This window comes from Streptomyces griseoluteus (assembly GCF_004784465.1).
Classification (GTDB): domain Bacteria; phylum Actinomycetota; class Actinomycetes; order Streptomycetales; family Streptomycetaceae; genus Streptomyces; species Streptomyces griseoluteus.
This window is the reverse complement of record NZ_SRRU01000005.1, coordinates 289,769-310,089: the sequence shown is the minus strand read 5'-3', so window position 1 is coordinate 310,089 and position 20,321 is coordinate 289,769. Positions and strand designations below refer to the sequence as shown.

The 20,321-nt window shown below is 72.4% G+C and carries 15 protein-coding genes; 13 read left to right on the top strand and 2 right to left on the bottom strand.

The window, feature by feature from the left end; all coding sequences use genetic code 11:
- Positions 1-13 precede the first annotated feature (13 nt).
- Positions 14-982, top strand: coding sequence for a WD40 repeat domain-containing protein (locus E5082_RS16100; RefSeq protein ID WP_135791930.1), 969 nt, complete (start codon positions 14-16; stop codon positions 980-982).
- Positions 983-1,061: 79 nt separating this feature from the next.
- Here the strand turns inward: E5082_RS16100 and serC are convergent, their stop codons facing one another.
- The gene (serC, locus tag E5082_RS16095) at positions 1,062-2,180 is read right to left on the bottom strand and encodes a phosphoserine transaminase (protein WP_135791929.1); all 1,119 of its coding nucleotides are present in this window, start codon (positions 2,178-2,180) and stop codon (positions 1,062-1,064) included.
- A 203-nt stretch (positions 2,181-2,383) separates the two neighbouring features.
- On the opposite strand from serC, the gene E5082_RS16090 reads away from it, so the two are divergent.
- The 3 genes from E5082_RS16090 (at position 2,384) to E5082_RS16080 (ending at position 7,631) form a co-directional block, all read left to right on the top strand.
- Positions 2,384-5,275 (top strand): FAD-binding and (Fe-S)-binding domain-containing protein, encoded by a 2,892-nt coding sequence (locus E5082_RS16090; protein WP_229918920.1) that lies wholly within the window; start codon positions 2,384-2,386, stop codon positions 5,273-5,275.
- A gap of 152 nt (positions 5,276-5,427) precedes the next feature.
- Positions 5,428-6,549: a lipid II:glycine glycyltransferase FemX gene (locus E5082_RS16085; protein WP_135791927.1), complete on the top strand. Its 1,122-nt coding sequence runs from the start codon at positions 5,428-5,430 to the stop codon at positions 6,547-6,549.
- 158 nt (positions 6,550-6,707) lie between these two features.
- Complete coding sequence (locus E5082_RS16080; RefSeq protein WP_135791926.1) at positions 6,708-7,631, top strand: EamA family transporter; 924 nt, start codon at positions 6,708-6,710, stop codon at positions 7,629-7,631.
- A gap of 124 nt (positions 7,632-7,755) precedes the next feature.
- Here E5082_RS16080 and E5082_RS16075 read toward each other — a convergent pair whose 3' ends face one another.
- Positions 7,756-8,673 carry a phosphotransferase family protein gene (locus tag E5082_RS16075; protein WP_135791925.1) on the bottom strand — a complete coding sequence of 306 codons (918 nt, stop codon included), beginning with the start codon at positions 8,671-8,673 and terminating at the stop codon, positions 7,756-7,758.
- A 117-nt stretch (positions 8,674-8,790) separates the two neighbouring features.
- Here E5082_RS16075 and E5082_RS16070 point away from each other — a divergent pair, with 117 nt between their 5' ends.
- The 9 genes from E5082_RS16070 (at position 8,791) to E5082_RS16030 (ending at position 20,256) form a co-directional block, all read left to right on the top strand.
- Positions 8,791-9,618, top strand: coding sequence for a TIGR03084 family metal-binding protein (locus E5082_RS16070; protein WP_135791924.1), 828 nt, complete (start codon positions 8,791-8,793; stop codon positions 9,616-9,618).
- 2 nt (positions 9,619-9,620) lie between these two features.
- On the top strand, positions 9,621-11,297 hold the full coding sequence (locus tag E5082_RS16065; RefSeq protein ID WP_135792130.1) for an acyclic terpene utilization AtuA family protein: 1,677 nt from the start codon (positions 9,621-9,623) through the stop codon (positions 11,295-11,297).
- A 73-nt stretch (positions 11,298-11,370) separates the two neighbouring features.
- Positions 11,371-12,969 (top strand): acyl-CoA carboxylase subunit beta, encoded by a 1,599-nt coding sequence (locus E5082_RS16060; protein ID WP_135791923.1) that lies wholly within the window; start codon positions 11,371-11,373, stop codon positions 12,967-12,969.
- Between the two features lie 5 nt (positions 12,970-12,974).
- A complete protein-coding gene (locus E5082_RS16055; protein ID WP_135791922.1) occupies positions 12,975-14,831 on the top strand; it encodes an ATP-binding protein in 1,857 nt (618 codons plus the stop codon).
- 83 nt (positions 14,832-14,914) lie between these two features.
- Positions 14,915-16,075 carry an acyl-CoA dehydrogenase family protein gene (locus E5082_RS16050; RefSeq protein WP_135791921.1) on the top strand — a complete coding sequence of 387 codons (1,161 nt, stop codon included), beginning with the start codon at positions 14,915-14,917 and terminating at the stop codon, positions 16,073-16,075.
- A gap of 23 nt (positions 16,076-16,098) precedes the next feature.
- Entirely contained in the window at positions 16,099-17,661 is a 1,563-nt protein-coding gene (locus E5082_RS16045) for a 4-coumarate--CoA ligase family protein (protein ID WP_135791920.1), read from the top strand.
- Positions 17,658-18,392: an enoyl-CoA hydratase family protein gene (locus E5082_RS16040; RefSeq protein ID WP_135791919.1), complete on the top strand. Its 735-nt coding sequence runs from the start codon at positions 17,658-17,660 to the stop codon at positions 18,390-18,392. Before E5082_RS16045 ends, E5082_RS16040 begins: the two co-directional genes overlap by 4 nt.
- Positions 18,380-18,985, top strand: coding sequence for a TetR/AcrR family transcriptional regulator (locus E5082_RS16035; protein ID WP_135791918.1), 606 nt, complete (start codon positions 18,380-18,382; stop codon positions 18,983-18,985). Before E5082_RS16040 ends, E5082_RS16035 begins: the two co-directional genes overlap by 13 nt.
- A 242-nt stretch (positions 18,986-19,227) precedes the next feature.
- A complete protein-coding gene (locus E5082_RS16030) occupies positions 19,228-20,256 on the top strand; it encodes an isopenicillin N synthase family dioxygenase (RefSeq protein WP_135791917.1) in 1,029 nt (342 codons plus the stop codon).
- Positions 20,257-20,321 lie beyond the last annotated feature (65 nt).

Below are 20,321 nucleotides of genomic sequence, written 5' to 3'. Positions count from 1 at the left end.
GCAGTCTTGGACCATGCGCCGACCGTTCGCCCTGCTCGCCGGGGCCCTGCTCGCGGGTGCCTGCGCCCTGCCCGCCCACGCCGCGGACGGGGACCGGGGGTTCACCATCGAGGACTCCAGGATCACCGAGTCCAGCGGCCTGGCCGCCTCCCACCTGCACCCGGGCGTCTACTGGACGCACAACGACAGCGACGACGGCCCCTACCTCTACGCCGTCGACAGCCGCACCGGCAAGACCGTCGCGACGCTCACCCTGCGCGGCATCGGCTCCCCGCGTGACGTGGAGGCCATCTCCATCGGGCCGGACAACCAGATCTACGTCGGCGACATCGGGGACAACTTCCACGGTCGCTGGCCCTATGTCTGGATCTACCGCCTGCCCGAGCCGAAGACCCTGAAGGACCAGACGGTCACGGCCACGCAGTACGTGGTGAAGTACTCCGACGGCCCCCGTGACGCCGAGTCGCTGGCCGTCCACCCCAAGACCGGCCGCGTCTACATCATCGACAAGAACGAGGACGGCGGCCACCTGTACGAGGGCCCCGCCCAGCTGTCGTCCTCCGGTGCGAACATCTTCCGCCCGGTCGCCCCCGTCGACCTGTGGGCCACCGACGCCGCCTTCTCGCCGAACGGCCGACAGCTCGCCGTACGCGGCTACTTCGGCGGCATCTCCTACGACTGGAACGGCGGCCGGATCAAGAAGCTGGACCGCCTGGACGTGCCCCTCCAGGGCCAGGGCGAGTCCGTCAGCTACTCCGCCGACGGCACCAAGCTGATGTACGGCAGCGAGGGCGCGCAGAGCCAGGTAAGGGCGCTGGACGCACCCGAGGGCGGCGCCGTGGCCTCCGAGTCACCGTCCACGGGCGGGAGTTCCGCCGCGGGGGAGAAGAGCGGCGGGGGCGGCCTCAAGACGGGCGCCGTCCTCCTCGCCCTCGGCGCCGCCGCGGTGTTCGGCATGCGGCGGATGCGGCGCAAGGGCTAGGGACAGCGACAAGCGCGGGGTACGGGAAAGGGCGCCCGGTTCACCACCGGGCGCCCCCACTCACGTGGATCTACAGGTTTCAGATCCGCTCGATGACATAGTCGACGCACTTGGTGAGCGCCTCGACATCGGCCGGGTCGATCGCCGGGAACATGGCGACGCGGAGCTGGTTGCGGCCGAGCTTGCGGTACGGCTCGGTGTCCACGATGCCGTTGGCGCGCAGCGCCTTGGCGACCGCGGCCGCGTCGATCTCGTCGGCGAAGTCGATCGTGCCGATGACCTGCGACCGCTCGGCCGGGTCGGTGACGAACGGCGTCGCGTACTTCGACTCCTCCGCCCAGGTGTACAGCCGGGTCGAGGAGTCCTTCGTACGGCCGGTGGCGAAGTCGAGGCCGCCCTGGCCGTTCAGCCACTCGAGCTGCTCGTTGAGCAGGAAGAGCGTGGCGAGCGCCGGGGTGTTGTACGTCTGGTTCTTGCGGGAGTTGTCGATCGCCGTGGGCAGGCTGAAGAACTCCGGAATGTGCCGGCCGGACGCGTGGATCCGCTCGGCGCGCTCGATGGCCGCCGGGGAGAACACGCCGATCCACAGGCCGCCGTCGGAGGCGAAGGACTTCTGCGGGGCGAAGTAGTAGACGTCCGTCTCGGAGACGTCGACCGGCAGGCCGCCCGCGCCGGAGGTGGCGTCCACCAGGACGAGCGAGCCCTCGTCGGCACCGGCCACGCGCTTGATCGGCATGGCGACACCGGTGGAGGTCTCGTTGTGCGTGAACGCGTACACGTCCACACCCGCCTCGGCGCTCGGCTCCGGGTGGGTGCCGGGGTCGGAGGCGATGACGGTCGGCTCGGCCAGCCAGGGGGCGAGCTTGGCCGCCTTGGCGAACTTGGAGGAGAACTCACCGAAATTGAGGTGCTGGGACTTGGACTCGATCAGCCCGTGGGTGGCGATGTCCCAGAACGCGGTGGAGCCGCCGTTGCCGAGGACGACCTCGTAACCGTCCGGGAGGGAGAACAGGGAGCTGATGCCTTCGCGGACCTGGCCCACCAGGTTCTTGACCGGGGCCTGCCGGTGGGAGGTGCCCAGCAGGGAACTGCCGGTCGCCGCGAGCGCGGCGAGCGCCTCCGTCCGCACCTTGGAGGGGCCCGCGCCGAAACGTCCGTCGGCGGGCTTGATGTCAGCGGGGATCTCGATGTCGGCCACGTGTCGGAGCGTATCGGGTGCGCGAAACCGGACGAAGCCGTGTCCGTCGGATGAGACGACGCCTCCGGGTCGTGGACTTGTGCGGTCGTACGACGAGCTGAGGAGCGGGGGGTGTCTGTGGACAACTTCTGATGACGTCGCGTGATCGGATGCATGCTGGAGCCATGACCGATCGACGGGGTCGGACGGACGGGGGAATGGCCATGGGGATCGTTGACGACGGCGGGCTGGCTTCGGAGCTGCGGCGGGCCGTGCGGGGCGAGGTCCGCTTCGACGCGACGGCGCGGGCGTTGACGACGATGGACGCGTCCAATTACCGGCGGGTCCCCCTGGGCGTGGTGGCCCCTCGGGACGCCGAGGACGTGGCGGCCGTGCTGGAGGTGTGCCGGGCGCGCGGGACACCGGTGGTCGCGCGGGGCGGGGGTACGTCCATCGCCGGGCAGGCGACGGGCGCCGGCGTGGTGCTGGACTTCACCCGGCACATGAACGGCCTGCTGGAGCTTGACCCGGACGGGCGTACGGCGAGGGTCCAGCCGGGCCTGGTGCTGGACCGGCTGCAGGCGGCGGCCGCCCCGCACGGCCTCCGCTTCGGCCCCGACCCGTCCACGCACGGCCGCTGCACGCTCGGCGGCATGATCGGCAACAACTCCTGCGGCGCCCACTCCGTGGCCTGGGGCACCACCGCCGACAGCGTGCGCGAGCTGTCCGTACTCACCGCGCGCGGCGAACGGCTGCGCCCGGGCCGGGGCTGGTCCGGCGCACCCGAGGGTCTGCGGGTGCTGGTGGAGGGGGAGTTGGCCCGCCTGCGCACCGGCTTCCCCGAGCTGCCCCGCCGTATCTCCGGGTACGCGCTGGACGCCCTCCTCCCCGAGCACGGCGCCGACGTGGCCCGCTCCTTCTGCGGTTCCGAGGGCACCCTCGGCGTCCTCACCGAGGCGGTCCTGGACCTGGTGGAGGCGTCGGCCGTCCACGCCCTGGCGGTGCTGGGGTACGCCGACGAGAGCGCCGCCGCCGACGCTGCCCCCGGTCTGCTGCCGCACGGCCCGCTGACCGTGGAGGGCATGGCGGCCGACCTGATCCGGGCGCCGATCGGGCTTCCCAAGGGCGGCGCGTGGCTGTTCGTGGAGACGGGCGGAGCCTCGGAGGCGGAGGCGCGGGCCCGTGCGGAGGCCGTCGTGAGCACGGCCGACGCGGTGGACGCGCTGGTGGTGACCGACCCCGTCGCCCAGCGCGGCCTGTGGCGGCTGCGCGAGGACGCGAGCGGTACGGCGACCCGGATGCCGGACGGGACGGAGGCGTGGCCCGGCTGGGAGGACTGCGCGGTACCGCCGGCCCGGCTCGGCGCCTACCTGCGCGACTTCCGCGCCCTGCTCACCGCCCACGGCCTGCGCGGCGCTCCCTACGGCCACTTCGGGGAGGGCTGCGTCCACGTCCGGATCGACTTCGACCTGCTCACCGAGGCCGGGGTGGGCCGGTTCCGCCGCTTCTCCGAGGAACAGGCCGGGCTGGTGGTCTCCCACGGCGGCTCCCTGTCCGGGGAGCACGGCGACGGGCAGGCCCGCGCGGAACTGCTGCCGCGCATGTACGGCGCGGAAATGGTGGCGTTGTTCGAGCGGGCCAAGGCGGTGTGGGACCCCGACGACCTGCTCAACCCCGGCATGCTGGTCCGCCCGGCCCGGCTGGACGACAACCTCCGCTTCGCGGTGCTGCCCCGCCGCCCGGTGGACGTCGCCTTCGGCTACCCGCACGACGACGGGGACTTCCGCGCGGCCGTCCGCCGGTGCGTCGGGGTCGCCAAGTGCCGTACGGAGTCGGTGGGCGGGTCCGCGGTGATGTGCCCGTCGTTCCGGGCGACGGGGGAGGAGGAGCACTCCACGCGGGGGCGGGCGCGGCTGCTGCACGAGATGCTCGCCGGCGAGGTCATCACCGACGGCTGGCGTTCGGCCGAGGTCCGGGACGCCCTCGACCTCTGTCTGTCCTGCAAGGGCTGCCGCTCGGACTGCCCGGTCGGCGTCGACATGGCCACCTACAAGGCGGAGTTCCTGCACCACCACTACGCCGGCCGGCTGCGCCCGGCCGCCCACTACAGCCTGGGCTCGCTGCCGGTGTGGCTGCGGTGGGTGGCGCGTGCGCGGGCGGCACCGCTGCTGAACCGGCTGGCCGCGGTGGGGCCGTTGGCCCGGCTGGGGAAGCGGGTGGGCGGTATCGCGCCGGAGCGGGACATCCCCCGGCTGGCGGAGGGGACGTTCAGCCGGTGGTGGCGGGCGCGGCCACCGGCGCCGGAGACCGGTGGCTCGGGACAACTGGTCGTGCTGTGGCCGGACACTTTTACCGAGCATCTGTCGCCGTCCGTGGGGCGGGCCGCCGTCCGGGTGCTGGAGTCGGCCGGGCTGCGGGTGGCGCTGCCGCCGACCCTGCTGCCCGGCAGGCGCCCGGTGGGAGACGGCACCTCGCGCACGCCGACCACGCTGCTCGGGGCGCGCCGCGCGCAGGTCTGCTGCGGGCTCACCTACATCTCCACCGGCCGCCTGGACCGGGCCCGCGCGGTGCTGCGCCGCACGCTGGACCTGATGGAACCGGTACTGGAGGCCGGGGCCCCGGTCGTCGTCCTGGAACCGAGCTGTGCGGCGGCCCTCCGCGCCGACCTCCCCGAACTCCTGCCCGACGACCCCCGCGCACCCCGTCTGGCCGCCGCCGTCCGCACCTTCGCGGAAACCCTCCGCCGGCACGCCCCCCACTGGACCCCGCCCGCCCTCGACCGCCCCGTCACCGGCCAGACCCACTGCCACCAGCACGCCGTCCTCGGCGACACCGCCGACCGCGACCTCCGCACCTCCGCCGCCCTCACCGGCTCCCTGACCGGCGGCTGCTGCGGCCTGGCGGGCAACTTCGGCTTCGAGAAGGACCACTTCGAGATCTCCCGCACCTGCGCGGAAGACCAGCTCCTCCCCGCCCTCCGCTCCGCCCCCGAGAACGCGGCGGTCCTGGCGGACGGCTACTCCTGCCGAACCCAGATCGAGCAACTGACGGGGATACGTGCCCGGCACCTGGCAGAGGTACTGGCGGAGGGGCTGGAGAGGGAGGGGCGGGAGTGACCGAGGAGTACGGGGCGGCTCGCGGTGTGCCCTGTGTGCAGGGGCTGCGTGCAGGGGTGGCGGATACGGGACGTCGGCGGTGGTTCGGCCCCGGAGACGGGCGGTGCGGATCGTAGGGTGACGGGATCTGCCTGCGCGAAGGAGTCCTCCGTATGAGCCTCACCCTGCGCCCTGTCAGCCGGACCGAGCACCTGGCCTTTGTGGGTTCGCGGTCCTCGGTCAGCCATATGCAGGTGCCGTCGTGGGGGGAGGTGAAGCCCGACTGGCGGGCGGAGAGCCTGGGATGGTTCGACGAGGAAGGGCGGATCGTGGGGGCGGGGCTGGTGCTGCTGCGGCCGCTGCCCAAGGTGAAGCGGTATCTGGCGTATCTGCCGGAGGGGCCGGTGATCGACTGGCACGCGGACGGCCTGGAGCGCTGGCTGGAACCGATGCTGGCGCACCTCAAGGCGCGGGGGGCGTTCTCGGTGAAGATGGGCCCGCCGGTGGTGGCCCGCCGCTGGAGCCCGGAGGCGGTCAAGGCCGCCATCGCCGACCCGGCCGCACACCGGCTCCGGGACGCCGAGCCGACCTGGCAGGACCCGCGCGCCCAGGCCCTCGCCGACCGGCTGCGCGGTATGGGATGGCGGCAGAGCGAACCGGACGCGGAGGAGGGCTTCGCGGCGGGGCAGCCCCGGTACGTGTGCCAGGTGCCGTTCGCCGGGCGGTCGCTGGAGGAGATCCACGGTGGGCTCAACCAGCAGTGGCGGCGCAACATCAAGAAGGCCGAGAAGGCGGGCGTGAAGGTGGTGCGCGGAGGGGCGGACGACCTGCCGGTGTTCTACGAGCTGTACCGGGAGACGGCCGAGCGCGACCGTTTCATCCCGCGTCCATTGGCCTATTTCCAGCGGATGTGGACCGCGCTCGCCAACGAGGACCCCGACCGCATGCGGCTGTACCTCGCCCACCACGACGGGGAGGTGCTGGCGGCGGCGACGATGCTGATCGTGGGCAGCCACGTCTGGTACTCGTACGGCGCCTCCACCGCCCGCAAGCGGGAGGTCCAGCCCAACAACGCCATGCAGTGGCGGATGATGTCCGACGCCCATGAGCTGGGCGCGCACGTCTACGACTTCCGGGGCATCACCGACACCCTGGAGGAGTCCAACCACCTGCTCGGCCTGCTCCGCTTCAAGGTCGGCGCGGGCGGCGAGGCGGCGGAGTACGTGGGGGAGTGGGACTTCCCGCTGAACAAGATGCTGCACAAGGCGTTCGACCTGTACATGGCCCGCCGATGAGGCACCGGCCCGCCGGTCCTTGATCTCAGCATCCAGGACACCGGCTGCGTACAGTGGCATAAGGGTTCACACACCTGACGGAGGTCCATTATCGTGGACCGGGAAGTACATCGAGGTGTACGCATGAAGCCCACTCCCGCCGCTCCCCAGGACAGCCCGTGACCACCGTCCGTACCTCCACCCCGGCCAAGACCTCCGCCACCCCGGACTCCCCTGGCCGGTTCGGCTCGCTGGGGCCGGTCGGGCTGGTGCTGGCGGGCGGGATATCGGTCCAGTTCGGCGGGGCGCTCGCGGTGACGCTGATGCCCCGCGCGGGCGCGCTCGGCGTGGTGACGCTGCGCCTGGTGGCGGCGGCCGTCGTGCTGCTGGTGGTGTGCCGGCCCCGGCTGCGGGGGCACTCCCGTACCGACTGGGGCACGGTGATCGTCTTTGGTCTCACCATGGCCGGGATGAACGGCCTCTTCTACCAGGCGGTGGCCCGTATCCCGCTGGGTCTCGCGGTCACCCTGGAAGTCCTCGGACCGCTCGCCCTGTCCGTCTTCGCCTCCCGCCGCGCGATCAACGCCGTATGGGCGGCCCTCGCCCTGGCGGGCGTCTTCCTGCTGGGCGGCGGAGGCTTCAGCGGACTCGACCCGCTGGGCGTCGGCTTCGCCCTGTCGGCGGGCGTCATGTGGGCGGCGTACATCATCTTCAGCGCCCGTACGGGGCGCCGCTTCCCCCAGGCCGACGGACTGGCCCTCGCGATGGGTGTGGCCGCGCTGGTGTTCCTCCCGCTGGGCATCGTCGACGCGGGCGCCCGGCTGCTGAACCCCACCACCATCGCCCTCGGTTCGGCAGTGGCCCTGCTCTCCTCGGTCCTCCCGTACACCCTTGAACTGCTCGCCCTCCGCCGCCTCCCCGCCCCGACCTTCGCCATCCTGATGAGCCTGGAACCGGCCGTGGCGGCCACCGCGGGTTTCTTCGTCCTGCACCAGACCCTCTCCCTGACCCAGGCCGCCGCCATCGCGCTGGTCATCGCGGCGAGCATCGGCGCGGTGCGTACCCAGACGCGGCGAGTGGCACCGCCGGCGCCGGAGGCGTAGGCACTCCGTGCGCGGAGCGGGGGTGTCGGGAGTGCTCGATGACGTGGGGCTGTCGCCGGCTCACGTCCGGCCCGGAGCGCGCTCCTGCCGCTCGGAGTGCCTGCCTCCGCGGCTGATCGCCGGCTCAGGTCACCGGCCCCACCAGCCGTAGGGCCTCCCGCGTGTTGTGTTCCGCGATTCCTCGCATGGCGTCGCGGTGGGGGAAGTCGCCGTCCAGCAGGCGGAGGGGGCCCGCGACCAGGGAGAGGTGGAGGGCGAGGGTGTGCAGGGACAGGCGGGCGGGGTCCAGGGGGCGGGAGAGGGGGGCGTAGTGGGGGCCGAAGCGCAGGCGCAGGTAGGCGTGTTCCTGTTCGGGGTCGGAGTGGGAGAGGGCCTCGATGTCGATCAGGACAGGGTGGGCGTCGGGGGTGAGGAGGATGTGGTCGGGGCCGAGTTCGCCGTGGACCAGGGAGTAGGTGGGGCGAGGGGCCAGCGCCGCGTGCAGTTCGTGCAGGCGGTTGGCCAGGGCCGGGGTCGCCGCGTCGATGCGCGGGTCGCGGGCTGCTGACTCGGCGAGGTCGTCGAGGGCTCGGGTCAGGGCCACGTCCTCGCTGATGTGGTCCGCCGGAGAGGTGTGCGCGGCCATGTGGTCCAGGGCCACGGCCAGCTCGCCCAGGGCCTTCGCCGCTCGGACGGGGTCGGTGGTGAAGGCCGCCTCCAGGGTGTCGCCGGGGATGTCCTCCACCAGGGCCAGGTCGTCGGGCTCGGACACGTACAGGACGTGTGGGGTGCGCACACCGGCTGCCTGAAGGGTGTGGTGCGCGGACAGGAACGGCGCCAGGCCGGAGGCGTGGGGCGTCGGCACACTCGGCCAGTAGTTCTCCTGTGGGGCCCAGCTGTAGGCGATCACGGTCGGCGGGGCGCCCGCCCCGGTCAGGGCCAACCGGTACACCCCCTTCTTCGAGCCACCGCGCAGCCTCTCCACACCCGTGACCCGGCACCCCGGCCCCAGCCCGTCCCGCACCAGTCGTCGCAGTTCCGAGGGGTCCGTGAATACGCGCATCCGGTGAACCTAGCCGGAGGAGACGCTCCGGGCGCACCTGATTTCCGGCACCTCGCTCCCCTTGAATTAATGCAAGCACGCTTGATTGTTTCTGCCCCCGCTGCCATGCTCCTGCCCATGTCCGATCCGACGCCCGTCTTCGACGACCTGCGTGAGGAAAGCCGGGAACTCGACCTGCTCGTGGCCGAGTTGACCGAGAGCGAGTGGGCACGCGCGACGCCCGCTTCGCGCTGGAGCATCGCCCACCAGATCGCCCATCTGCACTGGACCGACCGAGCCGCCCTGCTCGCCATGAGCGACCAGGCGGCCTTCCAGAAGTTCGCCGAACAGGCGCTCACGTCGCCCGGCACCTTCGTCGACGACGGCGCCGAGGAAGGCGTCCGGCTCGGCCCCGCCGAACTGCTCACTCGCTGGCGGAACGGTCGGCAGGAGTTGGACCACGCCCTGCGGGAGGCGGCCGCGCGGCACACCCGGTTCCCCTGGTTCGGGCCGCCCATGTCGGCCGCCGCCATGGCCACCGGCCGGCTCATGGAGACCTGGGCCCACGGCCAGGACGTGGCCGACGCACTGGGTGTGGTGCGTGCACCCACCGACCGGCTCCGGCATGTGGTCCGCATCGGTGTGCGGGCCCGGAACTTCGCCTTCGCGGTACGGGGACTGCCCGCGCCGGAGGACGAGTTCCGCGTCGAGGTCCGTGCCCCCTCGGGCGAGCTGTGGACCCACGGTCCCGAGGACGCCGCGCAACGGGTCACCGGCTCCGCGGTCGATCTCTGCCTGCTCGTCACCCAGCGCGCCCACCGCGCCGACCTCGCCCTGACCGCCGTCGGCGCGGACGCCGACCGCTGGCTGGACATCGCCCAGGCCTTCGCGGGCCCGCCCGGCGCCGGGCGCGACCCCAAGGAAGCCGCGCCCGGGGAGGCCACGCCCGAGGAGCCCGCCCGGTGACGGTGACCCCCCTCCGTATCGGCAACTTCTCCGGCTTCTACGGCGACCGCTCGAGCGCCCTGCGCGAGATGCTGACCGGCGGCGAGGTCGACGTACTCACCGGGGACTATCTCGCCGAGCTGACCATGCTCATCCTCGGCCGCGACCGGCTGAAGGACCCCGGCGCCGGGTACGCCCGCACCTTCGCGCGCCGGCTCGAAGACTGCCTCGGGCTCGCCCACGAGCGCGGGGTGCGGATCGTCACCAACGCGGGCGGGCTCAATCCGGCCGGGCTTGCCGAGAAAGTAAGGGAGTTGGCGGAGCGGCTCGGGATACCTGTACGGGTCGCGCATGTGGAGGGCGACGACCTCACCGCCGCGTACCCCGGCACCCTCGCCGCCCACGCCTACCTCGGCGGCTTCGGTATCGCGGAGTGTCTGCGGGCCGGGGCCGACGTGGTGATCACCGGGCGGGTGACCGACGCCGCGCTCGTCACCGGGCCCGCCGCCGCGCACTTCGGGTGGGGACCGGGGGACCACGACCAGCTCGCCGGGGCCGTCGTCGCCGGGCATCTGCTGGAGTGCGGGACCCAGGTCACGGGCGGCAACTATGCCTTCTTCCAGGACGGTGACGTACGACGTCCCGGCTTTCCGCTGGCCGAGATCCACGCCGACGGCAGCAGTGTCGTGACGAAGCATCCTGGGACCGGCGGCTTCGTCGACACCGGTACGGTCACGGCCCAGTTGCTGTACGAGACGGGGGGTGCCCGGTACGCGGGGCCCGATGTCACCGCCCGGCTGGACACGGTACGGCTCCGCCAGGACGGGCCGGACCGGGTGCGGATCGAGGGGGTGCGCGGTGAGGCGCCCCCGCCCACGCTCAAGGTCGGGCTGAACCGGCTCGGGGGCTTCCGCAACGAGGTCGCCTTCGTCCTCACCGGTCTCGACATCGAGGCCAAGGCGGAGCTGGTGCGCGACCAGATGGACGTCGCGCTCGCCAAGGCGGCTCCGGAAGAGGTGCGTTGGGAGCTGGCCCGCACCGACCAGGCCAACGCCGAGACGGAGGAGACAGCGAGTGCGCTGCTCCGGCTCGTCGTACGGGACGCCGATCCCGAGGTGGTCGGGCGGGGGCTGAGCGGGGCCGCGATCGAGCTGGCGCTCGCCAGTTACCCCGGCTTCCATGTGCTCGCGCCCCCGGGGAAGGGCTCGCCCTATGGGGTGTTCGACCATGTGGCCGTACCCCATGGTGCCGTTGACCATGTGGCCGTCCTCCACGATGGGCGCCGTATCGATGTGGGCGCGCCGCGGGAGACGCTGCCGCTCCACGAAGTGCCCGAACCCGAGCTGCCCGAGCCCCTCCAGGGGGGCAGCACCCGCCGTGTCCCCCTAGGCCATGTGGCCGGAGCCCGTAGCGGGGACAAGGGTGGGGACGCCAACGTCGGCGTCTGGGCCCGCTCCGCCGACGGCTGGCGCTGGCTCGCGCACGAGCTGACCGTCGAGCGCTTCCGGGAGCTGATCCCCGAGGCCCGCGAACTCCCGGTCACCCGGCATGTCCTGCCCCACCTCCGCGCCCTCAACTTCGTCGTCGCCGGCATCCTCGGCGCCGGCGTGGCCGCCCGGCACCGCTTCGACCCCCAGGCCAAGGCCCTGGCCGAGTGGCTCCGTTCCCGCCACCTGGACATCCCGGAGGAACTCCTGTGACGCCCCGGACCGTGCGCCCCTCCGGCGCCCCGCCCCTCCACCCCGGAGACCCCCGTCACCCCGGAGGCACCCCATGACCCTCCTGCGAACCTCCCTCGACCCCACCGCCCCCGACCACCAGGCCAACCGCGACGCCATGCTCGCCAAGCTCGCCGATCTGGAGACGGAGCACGCCAAGGCGCTCGCGGGCGGGGGCGAGAAATATGTGGCCCGGCACCGCAAGCGGGGCAAGCTGCTCGCCCGTGAGCGGATCGAGCTGCTGCTCGACCCCGACACGCCGTTCCTGGAACTGTCCCCCCTCGCCGCCTGGGGCAGCGAGTACACCGTCGGCGCCTCCCTGGTCACCGGCATCGGCGTGGTCGAAGGAACCGAGTGCCTGATCACCGCCAATGACGCGACCGTGCGCGGCGGCGCGAGCAACCCGTGGAGCCTGAAGAAGGCCCTGCGGGCGAACGAGATCGCGCGGGCCAACCGCCTCCCCGTCATCAGCCTGGTCGAGTCCGGCGGAGCCGACCTGCCCTCGCAGAAGGAGATCTTCATCCCCGGCGGGGCGATCTTCCGGGACCTGACCCGGCTGTCGGCCGAGGGCATCCCGACCGTGGCCGTGGTGTTCGGCAACTCCACGGCGGGCGGCGCGTACATCCCGGGCATGTCCGACCACGTGATCATGGTCAAGGACCGCGCGAAGGTGTTCCTCGGAGGGCCGCCGCTGGTGAAGATGGCGACCGGCGAGGAGAGCGACGACGAGTCGCTGGGCGGAGCCGAGATGCACGCCCGTACCTCCGGCCTCGCCGACCACTTCGCGGTGGACGAGCGGGACGCGATCCGGCAGGCGCGCAGGGTGGTCGCGCGGCTCAACCACCGCAAGGCGTACGCCGATCCGGACTTCGCCGAGCCACCCGAGTACGACCCCGAGGAACTGCTCGGCATCGTCCCCGGCGACCTGCGCACCCCCTTCGACCCGCGCGAGGTGATCGCCCGCCTGGTCGACGCCTCCGACTTCGACGAGTTCAAGCCGCTGTACGGCACGAGCCTGGTCACCGGCTGGGCCGGGCTGCACGGCTACCCCGTCGGCATCCTGGCCAACGCGCGCGGGGTGCTGTTCAGCGAGGAGTCGCAGAAGGCGGCGCAGTTCATCCAGCTGGCCAACCAGCGCGACATCCCGCTGCTGTTCCTGCACAACACCACCGGCTACATGGTCGGCAAGGAGTACGAGCAGGGCGGCATCGTGAAGCACGGCTCGATGATGATCAACGCGGTCAGCAACTCCACGGTGCCGCACCTCTCCGTCCTCATGGGCGCGTCCTACGGCGCCGGCCACTACGGCATGTGCGGCCGCGCCTACGACCCCCGTTTCCTCTTCGCCTGGCCCAGCGCCAAGTCGGCAGTCATGGGCCCGCAGCAGCTCGCGGGCGTGCTGTCGATCGTGGCCCGCCAGTCGGCCCTGGCCAAGGGACAGCCGTACGACGAGGAGGGGGACGCCGCCCTGCGCGCGATGGTCGAGGGGCAGATCGAGTCGGAGTCGCTCCCCATGTTCCTGTCCGGGCGGCTCTACGACGACGGCGTCATCGATCCCCGCGACACCCGAACCGTCCTCGGTATGTGCCTGTCCGCCATACACACCGCTCCCTACGAGGGCGCCCGTGGCGGCTTCGGCGTCTTCCGGATGTGAGGCCCATGATTTCCACCCTGCTCGTCGCCAACCGGGGCGAGATCGCCTGCCGTATCTTCCGCACCTGCGCCGACCTGGGCATACGTACCGTCGCCATACACTCTGACGCGGACGAGGGTGCGCTGCACACACGTGTGGCCGACACAGCGGTACGGCTGCCGGGTGCGGCGCCCGCCGAGACGTATCTGCGCGGCGATCTCATCGTGAAGGCCGCCCTCGCGGCCGGTGCGGACGCCGTGCACCCCGGCTACGGATTCCTCTCCGAGAACGCCGACTTCGCCCGCGCCGTACGGGACGCCGGGCTCGTCTGGATCGGGCCCCCGCCCGGGGCGATCGAGGCGATGGCGTCCAAGACCCGCGCCAAGGAACTGATGGGCCTCGCCCCGCTCGACGCACACGACGTCAGCCCGGCCGACCTGCCCGTCCTGGTGAAGGCGGCCGCGGGCGGCGGCGGACGCGGCATGCGCGTGGTACGCGACCTCGCCGCGCTGCCCGGTGCGCTGGAGGACGCCCGCGCGGAGGCGGCGAGCGCCTTCGGGGACGGCGAGGTGTTCGTGGAGCCGTACCTGGAGAACGGCCGCCATGTGGAGGTGCAGGTCCTCGCCGACTCCCACGGCACGGTGTGGACGCTCGGCACCCGCGACTGCTCGCTCCAGCGCAGGCACCAGAAGGTCATCGAGGAGGCCCCGGCGCCAGGTCTGCCGCCCGCGCTCACCGAGCAGTTGTACGCGCTCGCCGAGCGGGCGACGCGTGCCGTGTCCTACGAGGGCGCGGGCACGGTGGAGTTCCTGGTGGCCGACGGCCGCGCCCACTTCCTGGAGATGAACACCCGCCTCCAGGTCGAACACCCCGTCACCGAGGCGGTGTTCGGTGTCGACCTGGTCGCCGAGCAGATCCGCGTCGCCGAGGGGCACGCCCTCCCCGCCGAGCAGCCGGCCGCGCACGGACACGCCGTCGAGGCCCGGCTGTACGCGGAGGACCCCGCGCGCGGCTGGGCCCCGCAGACCGGCACCCTGCACCGCTTCACCGTGCCGGACGGCGTACGGCTCGACACCGGCTGCGCGGACGGCGACACCATCGGCGTGCACTACGACCCGATGCTCGCCAAGGTCGTCGCACACGCCCCCACCCGCACCGAGGCGGTCCGCAGGCTCGCCGGCGCCCTGGAGCGCACCGCGCTGCACGGCCCGGTCACCAACCGCGACCTGCTGGTCCGCTCGCTGAGGCACCCCGAGTTCACCGAAGCCCGCATGGACACCGGTTTCTACGACCGCCACCTCACCGCCCTCACCGAGCCCGCCCCCGACCCGTACGCCCCGCTCGCCGCGGCCCTCGCCGACGCCCACGGCCGCTCCCGCTTCGGCGGCTGGCGCAACGTCCCCTCGGGCCCGCAGGTGAAGCGGTACGAGCGGGCGGGGGAGGAGCACGAGGTCGCCTACCGCCACACCCGCACCGGCCTGGCGGCGGACGGCGTCCGCGTGGTGCAGGCTGCCCCGCACCTGGTCGTCCTCGAAGTGGACGGTGTGCGGCGGAAGTTCGAGATCGCCCGCTACGGCGACCAGGTCCACGTGAACGCCACCGCCCTCACCGCCCTGCCCCGCTTCCCCGACCCCGCCACCGAACACGCCCCCGGTTCCCTCCTGGCCCCCATGCCCGGCACGGTCGTCCGCGTGGCGGAGGGCCTGAGCGAGGGCACCGAGGTCAAGGCGGGCCAGCCCCTGATCTGGCTGGAGGCGATGAAGATGGAACACCGGATCACCGCCCCCACCAACGGCACGCTCACAGCCCTCCCAGCCGCAGTAGGCCGCCAGGTGGAGATGGGCGCCCTGCTGGCAGTCGTGGAAGCCGTCCGGCCTTCTTGAGGGGCGCGGGGCCGCGTAGATGTGCGGCTACCCCCGCGTGAGCGCGACCAGCCACCGACAACCCGCAGCCGAAGGAGACAGAAGTGCCCACCCTCATCGAATCCGAAGAACACCAGGCCCTCCGCGAAGCAGTCTCCGCCCTGGGCAAGCGTTACGGCCGCGACTACATGACCCGAGTCATAGAAGAAGGCCGCTACCCCACCGAACTCTGGCAAGAGGCGGCCAAGCTGGGCTACCTCGGCGTCAACCTCCCGGAGGAGTACGGCGGCGGGGGCGGCGGCATAGCCGAACTCTCCCTCGTCCTGGAGGAGCTGGGCGCCTCGGGAGCCCCCCTCCTGATGCTGGTTGTCTCCCCGGCCATCTGCGGCACAGTGATCTCCCGCTTCGGCACCGAGGACCAGAAGCGCACCTGGCTCCCCGGACTCGCCGACGGCACGAAGCTGATGGCCTTCGGCATCACCGAGCCCGACGCCGGCTCCAACTCCCACCGCATCACCACCACCGCACGCCGGGACGGCGACGACTGGCTGCTCACCGGCCGGAAGGTCTTCATCTCGGGGGTGGACCACGCCGACGCCGTCCTGATCGTCGGCCGCACCGAGGACGCCCGCACCGGCAAGCTCAAGCCGTGCCTCTTCATCGTCCCGCGCGACGCCGAGGGCTTCTCCCGCAGCCCGGTCGACATGGAGCTGAGCGCCGCCGAGAAGCAGTGGGAACTAGTCCTGGACGACGTACGGCTGCCGGGCGACGCCCTTGTTGGCGACGAGGACGCCGGGCTGCTCCAGCTCTTCGCCGGACTGAACCCGGAGCGGATCATGACGGCCGCGTTCGCCATCGGGATGGGCCGGTACGCCGTAGCCAAGGCGCTGGAGTACGCCCGTGAGCGCACCGTCTGGAAGACCCCGATCGGCGCCCACCAGGCGATCGCGCATCCCCTCGCCCAGGCCCACATCGAGCTGGAACTGGCGAAGCTGATGATGCAGAAGGCGGCCCTCCTCTACGACGCCGGGGACGACATCGGCGCGGGCGAGGCGGCCAACATGGCCAAGTACGCGGCGGGGGAGGCGTGCGTACGGGCCGTCGACCAGGCCGTGCACACCCTCGGCGGCAACGGTCTGACCCGCGAGTTCGGGCTCGCCTCGCTGATCATCGGCGCGCGGGTGGCCCGGATCGCCCCGGTGAGCCGGGAGATGATCCTCAACTACATCTCGCACCAGACCCTCGGCCTGCCCAAGTCGTACTAGAGAGAGCGACGTTCGGAGGAACCGTGTTCCACAGCCCGTACGCCGAGGTCCCACCGGTCGAAGAGGCCATCCATGACGCCGTCCTGGGCCGAGCCGCCGCCTACGGAGACCGGCCCGCGCTGGTCGACGGCGTGGACGGCACTACCATCACCTACGCCCAACTCGGCCTCCTGCACCGGAGACTGGCGGCGGCGCTCGCGGAGGCCGGGGTGCGCAAGGGTGACGTACTCGCCCTGCACAGTCCCAACACCATCGCCTTCCCGCTCGCCTTCTACGCGGCCACCCGCGCCGGCGCCACCGTCACCACCGCGCATCCGCTGCACACCCCCCAGGAGCTTGCCAAGCAGCTCGCGGACAGTTCGGCCCGCTGGATGATCACCGTCTCCCCACTGCTGCCGACCGCCCGCCGAGCGGCCGAACTCGCGGGCGGGATACGGGAGATCTTCGTCTGCGACCAGGCGCCCGGCCACCGCTCGCTGACCGAGCTGCTCGCCACCACCGCCCCCGAGCCGGACGTAGCGGTCGATCCGGCCGAGGACATCGCCGTACTGCCGTACTCCTCCGGGACCACCGGCACGCCCAAGGGCGTGATGCTCACCCACCGGCAGATCGCCACCAACCTCGCGCAACTGGAGCCCGCCGTCACGGTGGAGCCCGATGAACGCATCCTCGCGGTGCTGCCTTTCTTCCACATCTACGGCCTGACCGCCCTGATGAACGCGCCCCTGCGCAAGGGGGCCACCGTGGTCGTGCTGCCCCGCTTCGAGCTGGACACCTTCCTCGCGGCGATCGAGACCCACCGCATCACCGGCCTGTACGTCGCCCCGCCCATCGTGCTCGCCCTCGCCAAGCACCCCTCGGTCGCCCGGTACGACCTCTCCTCGCTGCGGTACGTCCTCAGTGCCGCCGCCCCGCTGGACGCCGCCCTCGCCGCGGCCTGCGCCGACCGGCTCGGGCTGCCGCCGCTGGGCCAGGCGTACGGCATGACGGAGCTGTCGCCCGGCACCCATGTCGTCCCGCTCGCCCACCTGCGCGACGCCCCGCCCGGCACGGTCGGCAGACTCCTCGCCGGCACCGAGATGCGGATCGTCTCCCTGGACGACCCCGGCAAGGACCTCGGCCCCGGCGAACGCGGCGAGATCCTGATCCGGGGCCCGCAGATCATGAAGGGTTACCTGGGCCGCCCCGACGCCACCGCCGCGATGATCGACGCCGACGGCTGGCTGCACACCGGCGACGTCGGCCAAGTGGACGACGAGGGCTGGCTGTTCGTGGTGGACCGGGTGAAGGAACTCATCAAGTACAAGGGGTTCCAGGTGGCCCCGGCCGAACTGGAGGCCCTGCTGCTCACCCACCCCGGCATCGCGGACGCGGCCGTGATCGGCGTCGTCAACGACGACGGCAACGAGGCCCCGCACGCCTTCGTCGTCCGCCAGTCCACCGCGCCGGACCTCAGCGCCAACGACGTGATGCTGTACGTGGGCGAGCGGGTCGCGCCGTACAAGCGGGTGCGCGGGGTCACCTTCACCGACGGGGTGCCCCGTGCCGCCTCCGGCAAGATCCTGCGCCGGGAGCTGCGCCCATGACCCTCGTCGGACGTACCCGCCGCCGGGCCGTGGAGACGCTCAGCCTGGACTCCCCGGACACCCGCAACGCCCTCTCCGCGCCGCTGGTGGCGGAACTCGCCGGCGCTCTGGCCGACTGCGCAGAGGACCCCGGTGTCCGGGCCGTCGTGCTCACCCACACCGGCAACACCTTCTGCGCCGGGGCCGACCTGCGCGAACCGCCCCACCCGGACGCCCTAATGGGGCTGCTGCGCCAGCTGGTGGAGCTGCCGAAGCCGGTGGTCGCCCGGATCACCGGACATGTCCGCGCGGGCGGGCTCGGGCTGGTCGGCGCCTGTGACATCGCGGTCTCATCCGCCGGGGCCACCTTCGCCTTCACCGAGGTCCGCATCGGGGTCGCCCCGGCCGTGATCTCCCTGCCGCTGCTGCCGCGCGCCGACCCGCGCGAGCTGGCCCGCTACTACCTCACCGGCGAGCGCTTCGGCCCCGCCGAGGCGGTACGGCTCGGCCTGCTCACGTTCACCGGTGACGACGTGGACGAGGCCCTCGCCCCGGTCCTGGACGGCCTGCGCCGGTCCTCGCCCCAGGCCCTGGCCGCGACGAAGGAGCTGCTCACGGCTAGGGTGCTGGAGATGTTCGACCGGGACGCGGACCGGTTCACCGCGCTCTCGGCCCGGCTGTTCTCCGCCCCCGAGGCGCGGGAGGGGATGACGGCCTTCCTGGAAAGACGGGATGCGGCATGGGTGGTGTGAGTACGGCGGAACGCGACCGCGTACCCAAGCAGGACCGCAGCCGGGCCACCCGGCTGCGGCTGCTGGAGGCCGCCGTGGCCTGCCTCGCCGACCACGGCTGGGCGGGCTCCACGGTCTCGGTCGTCGCCGAGCGCGCGGGCGTCTCGCGGGGCGCGGCCCAGCACCACTTCCCCACCCGGGAGGACCTCTTCACGGCCGCCGTCGAGTACGTCGCGGAACGGCGCTCCACCGCCCTGCGCGACCTGTACCCGGACGGCCCCGGCGACCGCGGGGCCGTCGTCTCCGCCCTGGTCGGCCTCTACACCGGGCCGCTCTTTAGGGCCGCGCTCCAGCTCTGGGTGGCCGCCGCGAACGAGGAGCAGCTGCGCGGCCGGGTGACCGAGCTGGAGGCCCGCGTCGGCCGGGAGAGCCACCGGATAGCCGTGGAACTCCTCGGCGCCGACGAGTCCCGGCCCGGTGTGCGCGAGAGCGTGCAGGGGCTGCTCGACATGGCCCGCGGCCTCGGCCTCGCCACCCTGCTCACCGACGACACCGCCCGCCGCGAGCGGGTCGTGGCCCAGTGGGCGGCACTGCTGGACGACGCCCTCGGCTGAGCCCCGAACCCAGGGCGTGACCCGCGTCACACAGCAAATCGAAGGCCCGCAGTACTCTGGGCCCATGCTTCCGATGCTCGTCCGGCGCCGCCACGTGGACTACGTGCGCGTCACGAGCATGGGCTGTCGGCGCTCCGCCTGATCCAGCCCCCTCTTCTCGTCTTCTTCTCTCTTCGTCCGGCACCAGGGGGCCGCCACACCCCTCGCGGCTGCCCGTGCCCCGTACACCTCGCGGACGCACCATGACGACTCATACGACGGACCCGTCGTACGCCCAGCTCCCGATCATCGACCTCTCGGCCGCCGACCGCGGTCCCCAGGAGCGGGCCCTCTTCCACGCCCGGCTGCACAGCGCCGCCCATGACGTGGGCTTCTTCCAGCTGACCGGGCACGGCGTGACGCAGGCCGAGACCGATGCCCTGACCTCGGCCATGCGGGCCTTCTTCGCGCTGCCCGAGGCCGACCGGCTCGCCCTGGACAACGTCAACTCCCCGCACTTCAGGGGCTACACCCGCACCGGAGACGAGCGCACCGGCGGCGCCCGCGACTGGCGCGACCAGCTCGACATCGGCGCCGAGCGCCCGGCCCGCGTACCCGGCCCCGGCGAGCCGCCGTACTGGTGGCTCCAGGGCCCCAACCAGTGGCCCGCCGCCCTGCCCGAGCTGCGCACGGCCGCGCTCGCCTGGATCGAGAGGCTCAGCGCGGTCGCCCAGCGCCTGCTGCGCGAACTGCTCACCGCCATCGGCGCCCCGGCCGGCTTCTACGACCCGGTCTTCGGCGCCCACGCCCACCCGCACCTCAAGCTGGTGCGCTACCCCGGCAGCGCGGGCGACGGCACCGACCAGGGCGTCGGCGCCCACAAGGACTACGGCTTCCTCACCCTGCTCCTCCAGGACACGGTCGGCGGCCTCCAGGTCCAGCGCGCCGACGGCAACTTCCACGAGGTCCCGCCCCTGGACGGCGCCTTCGTCGTCAACCTCGGTGAGCTCCTGGAAGTCGCCACCAACGGCTACCTGGTGGCCACCAACCACCGCGTGGTGAGCCCGCCCGCAGCCACGGAACGCTACTCGGTCCCCTTCTTCTACAACCCGAGCCTGGACGCGAAAATAACCCCGGTACCTTTCCCGCACGCGGAAAAGGCCCGAGGCATATCCACGGACCCGTCGAACCCGCTCTTCGCGGAGTACGGCTACAACGAATTGAAGGGCAAACTCCGAGCGCACCCCTTGGTGGCGGAGAAGCACCACGCCTCGCTGCTGACCCCCGCGTGAAGGGGTTTTGCTTTTAAGGGGCGCGGGGAACTGCGCGACCAGCCCCAACGGCGGATCAGCCGCTC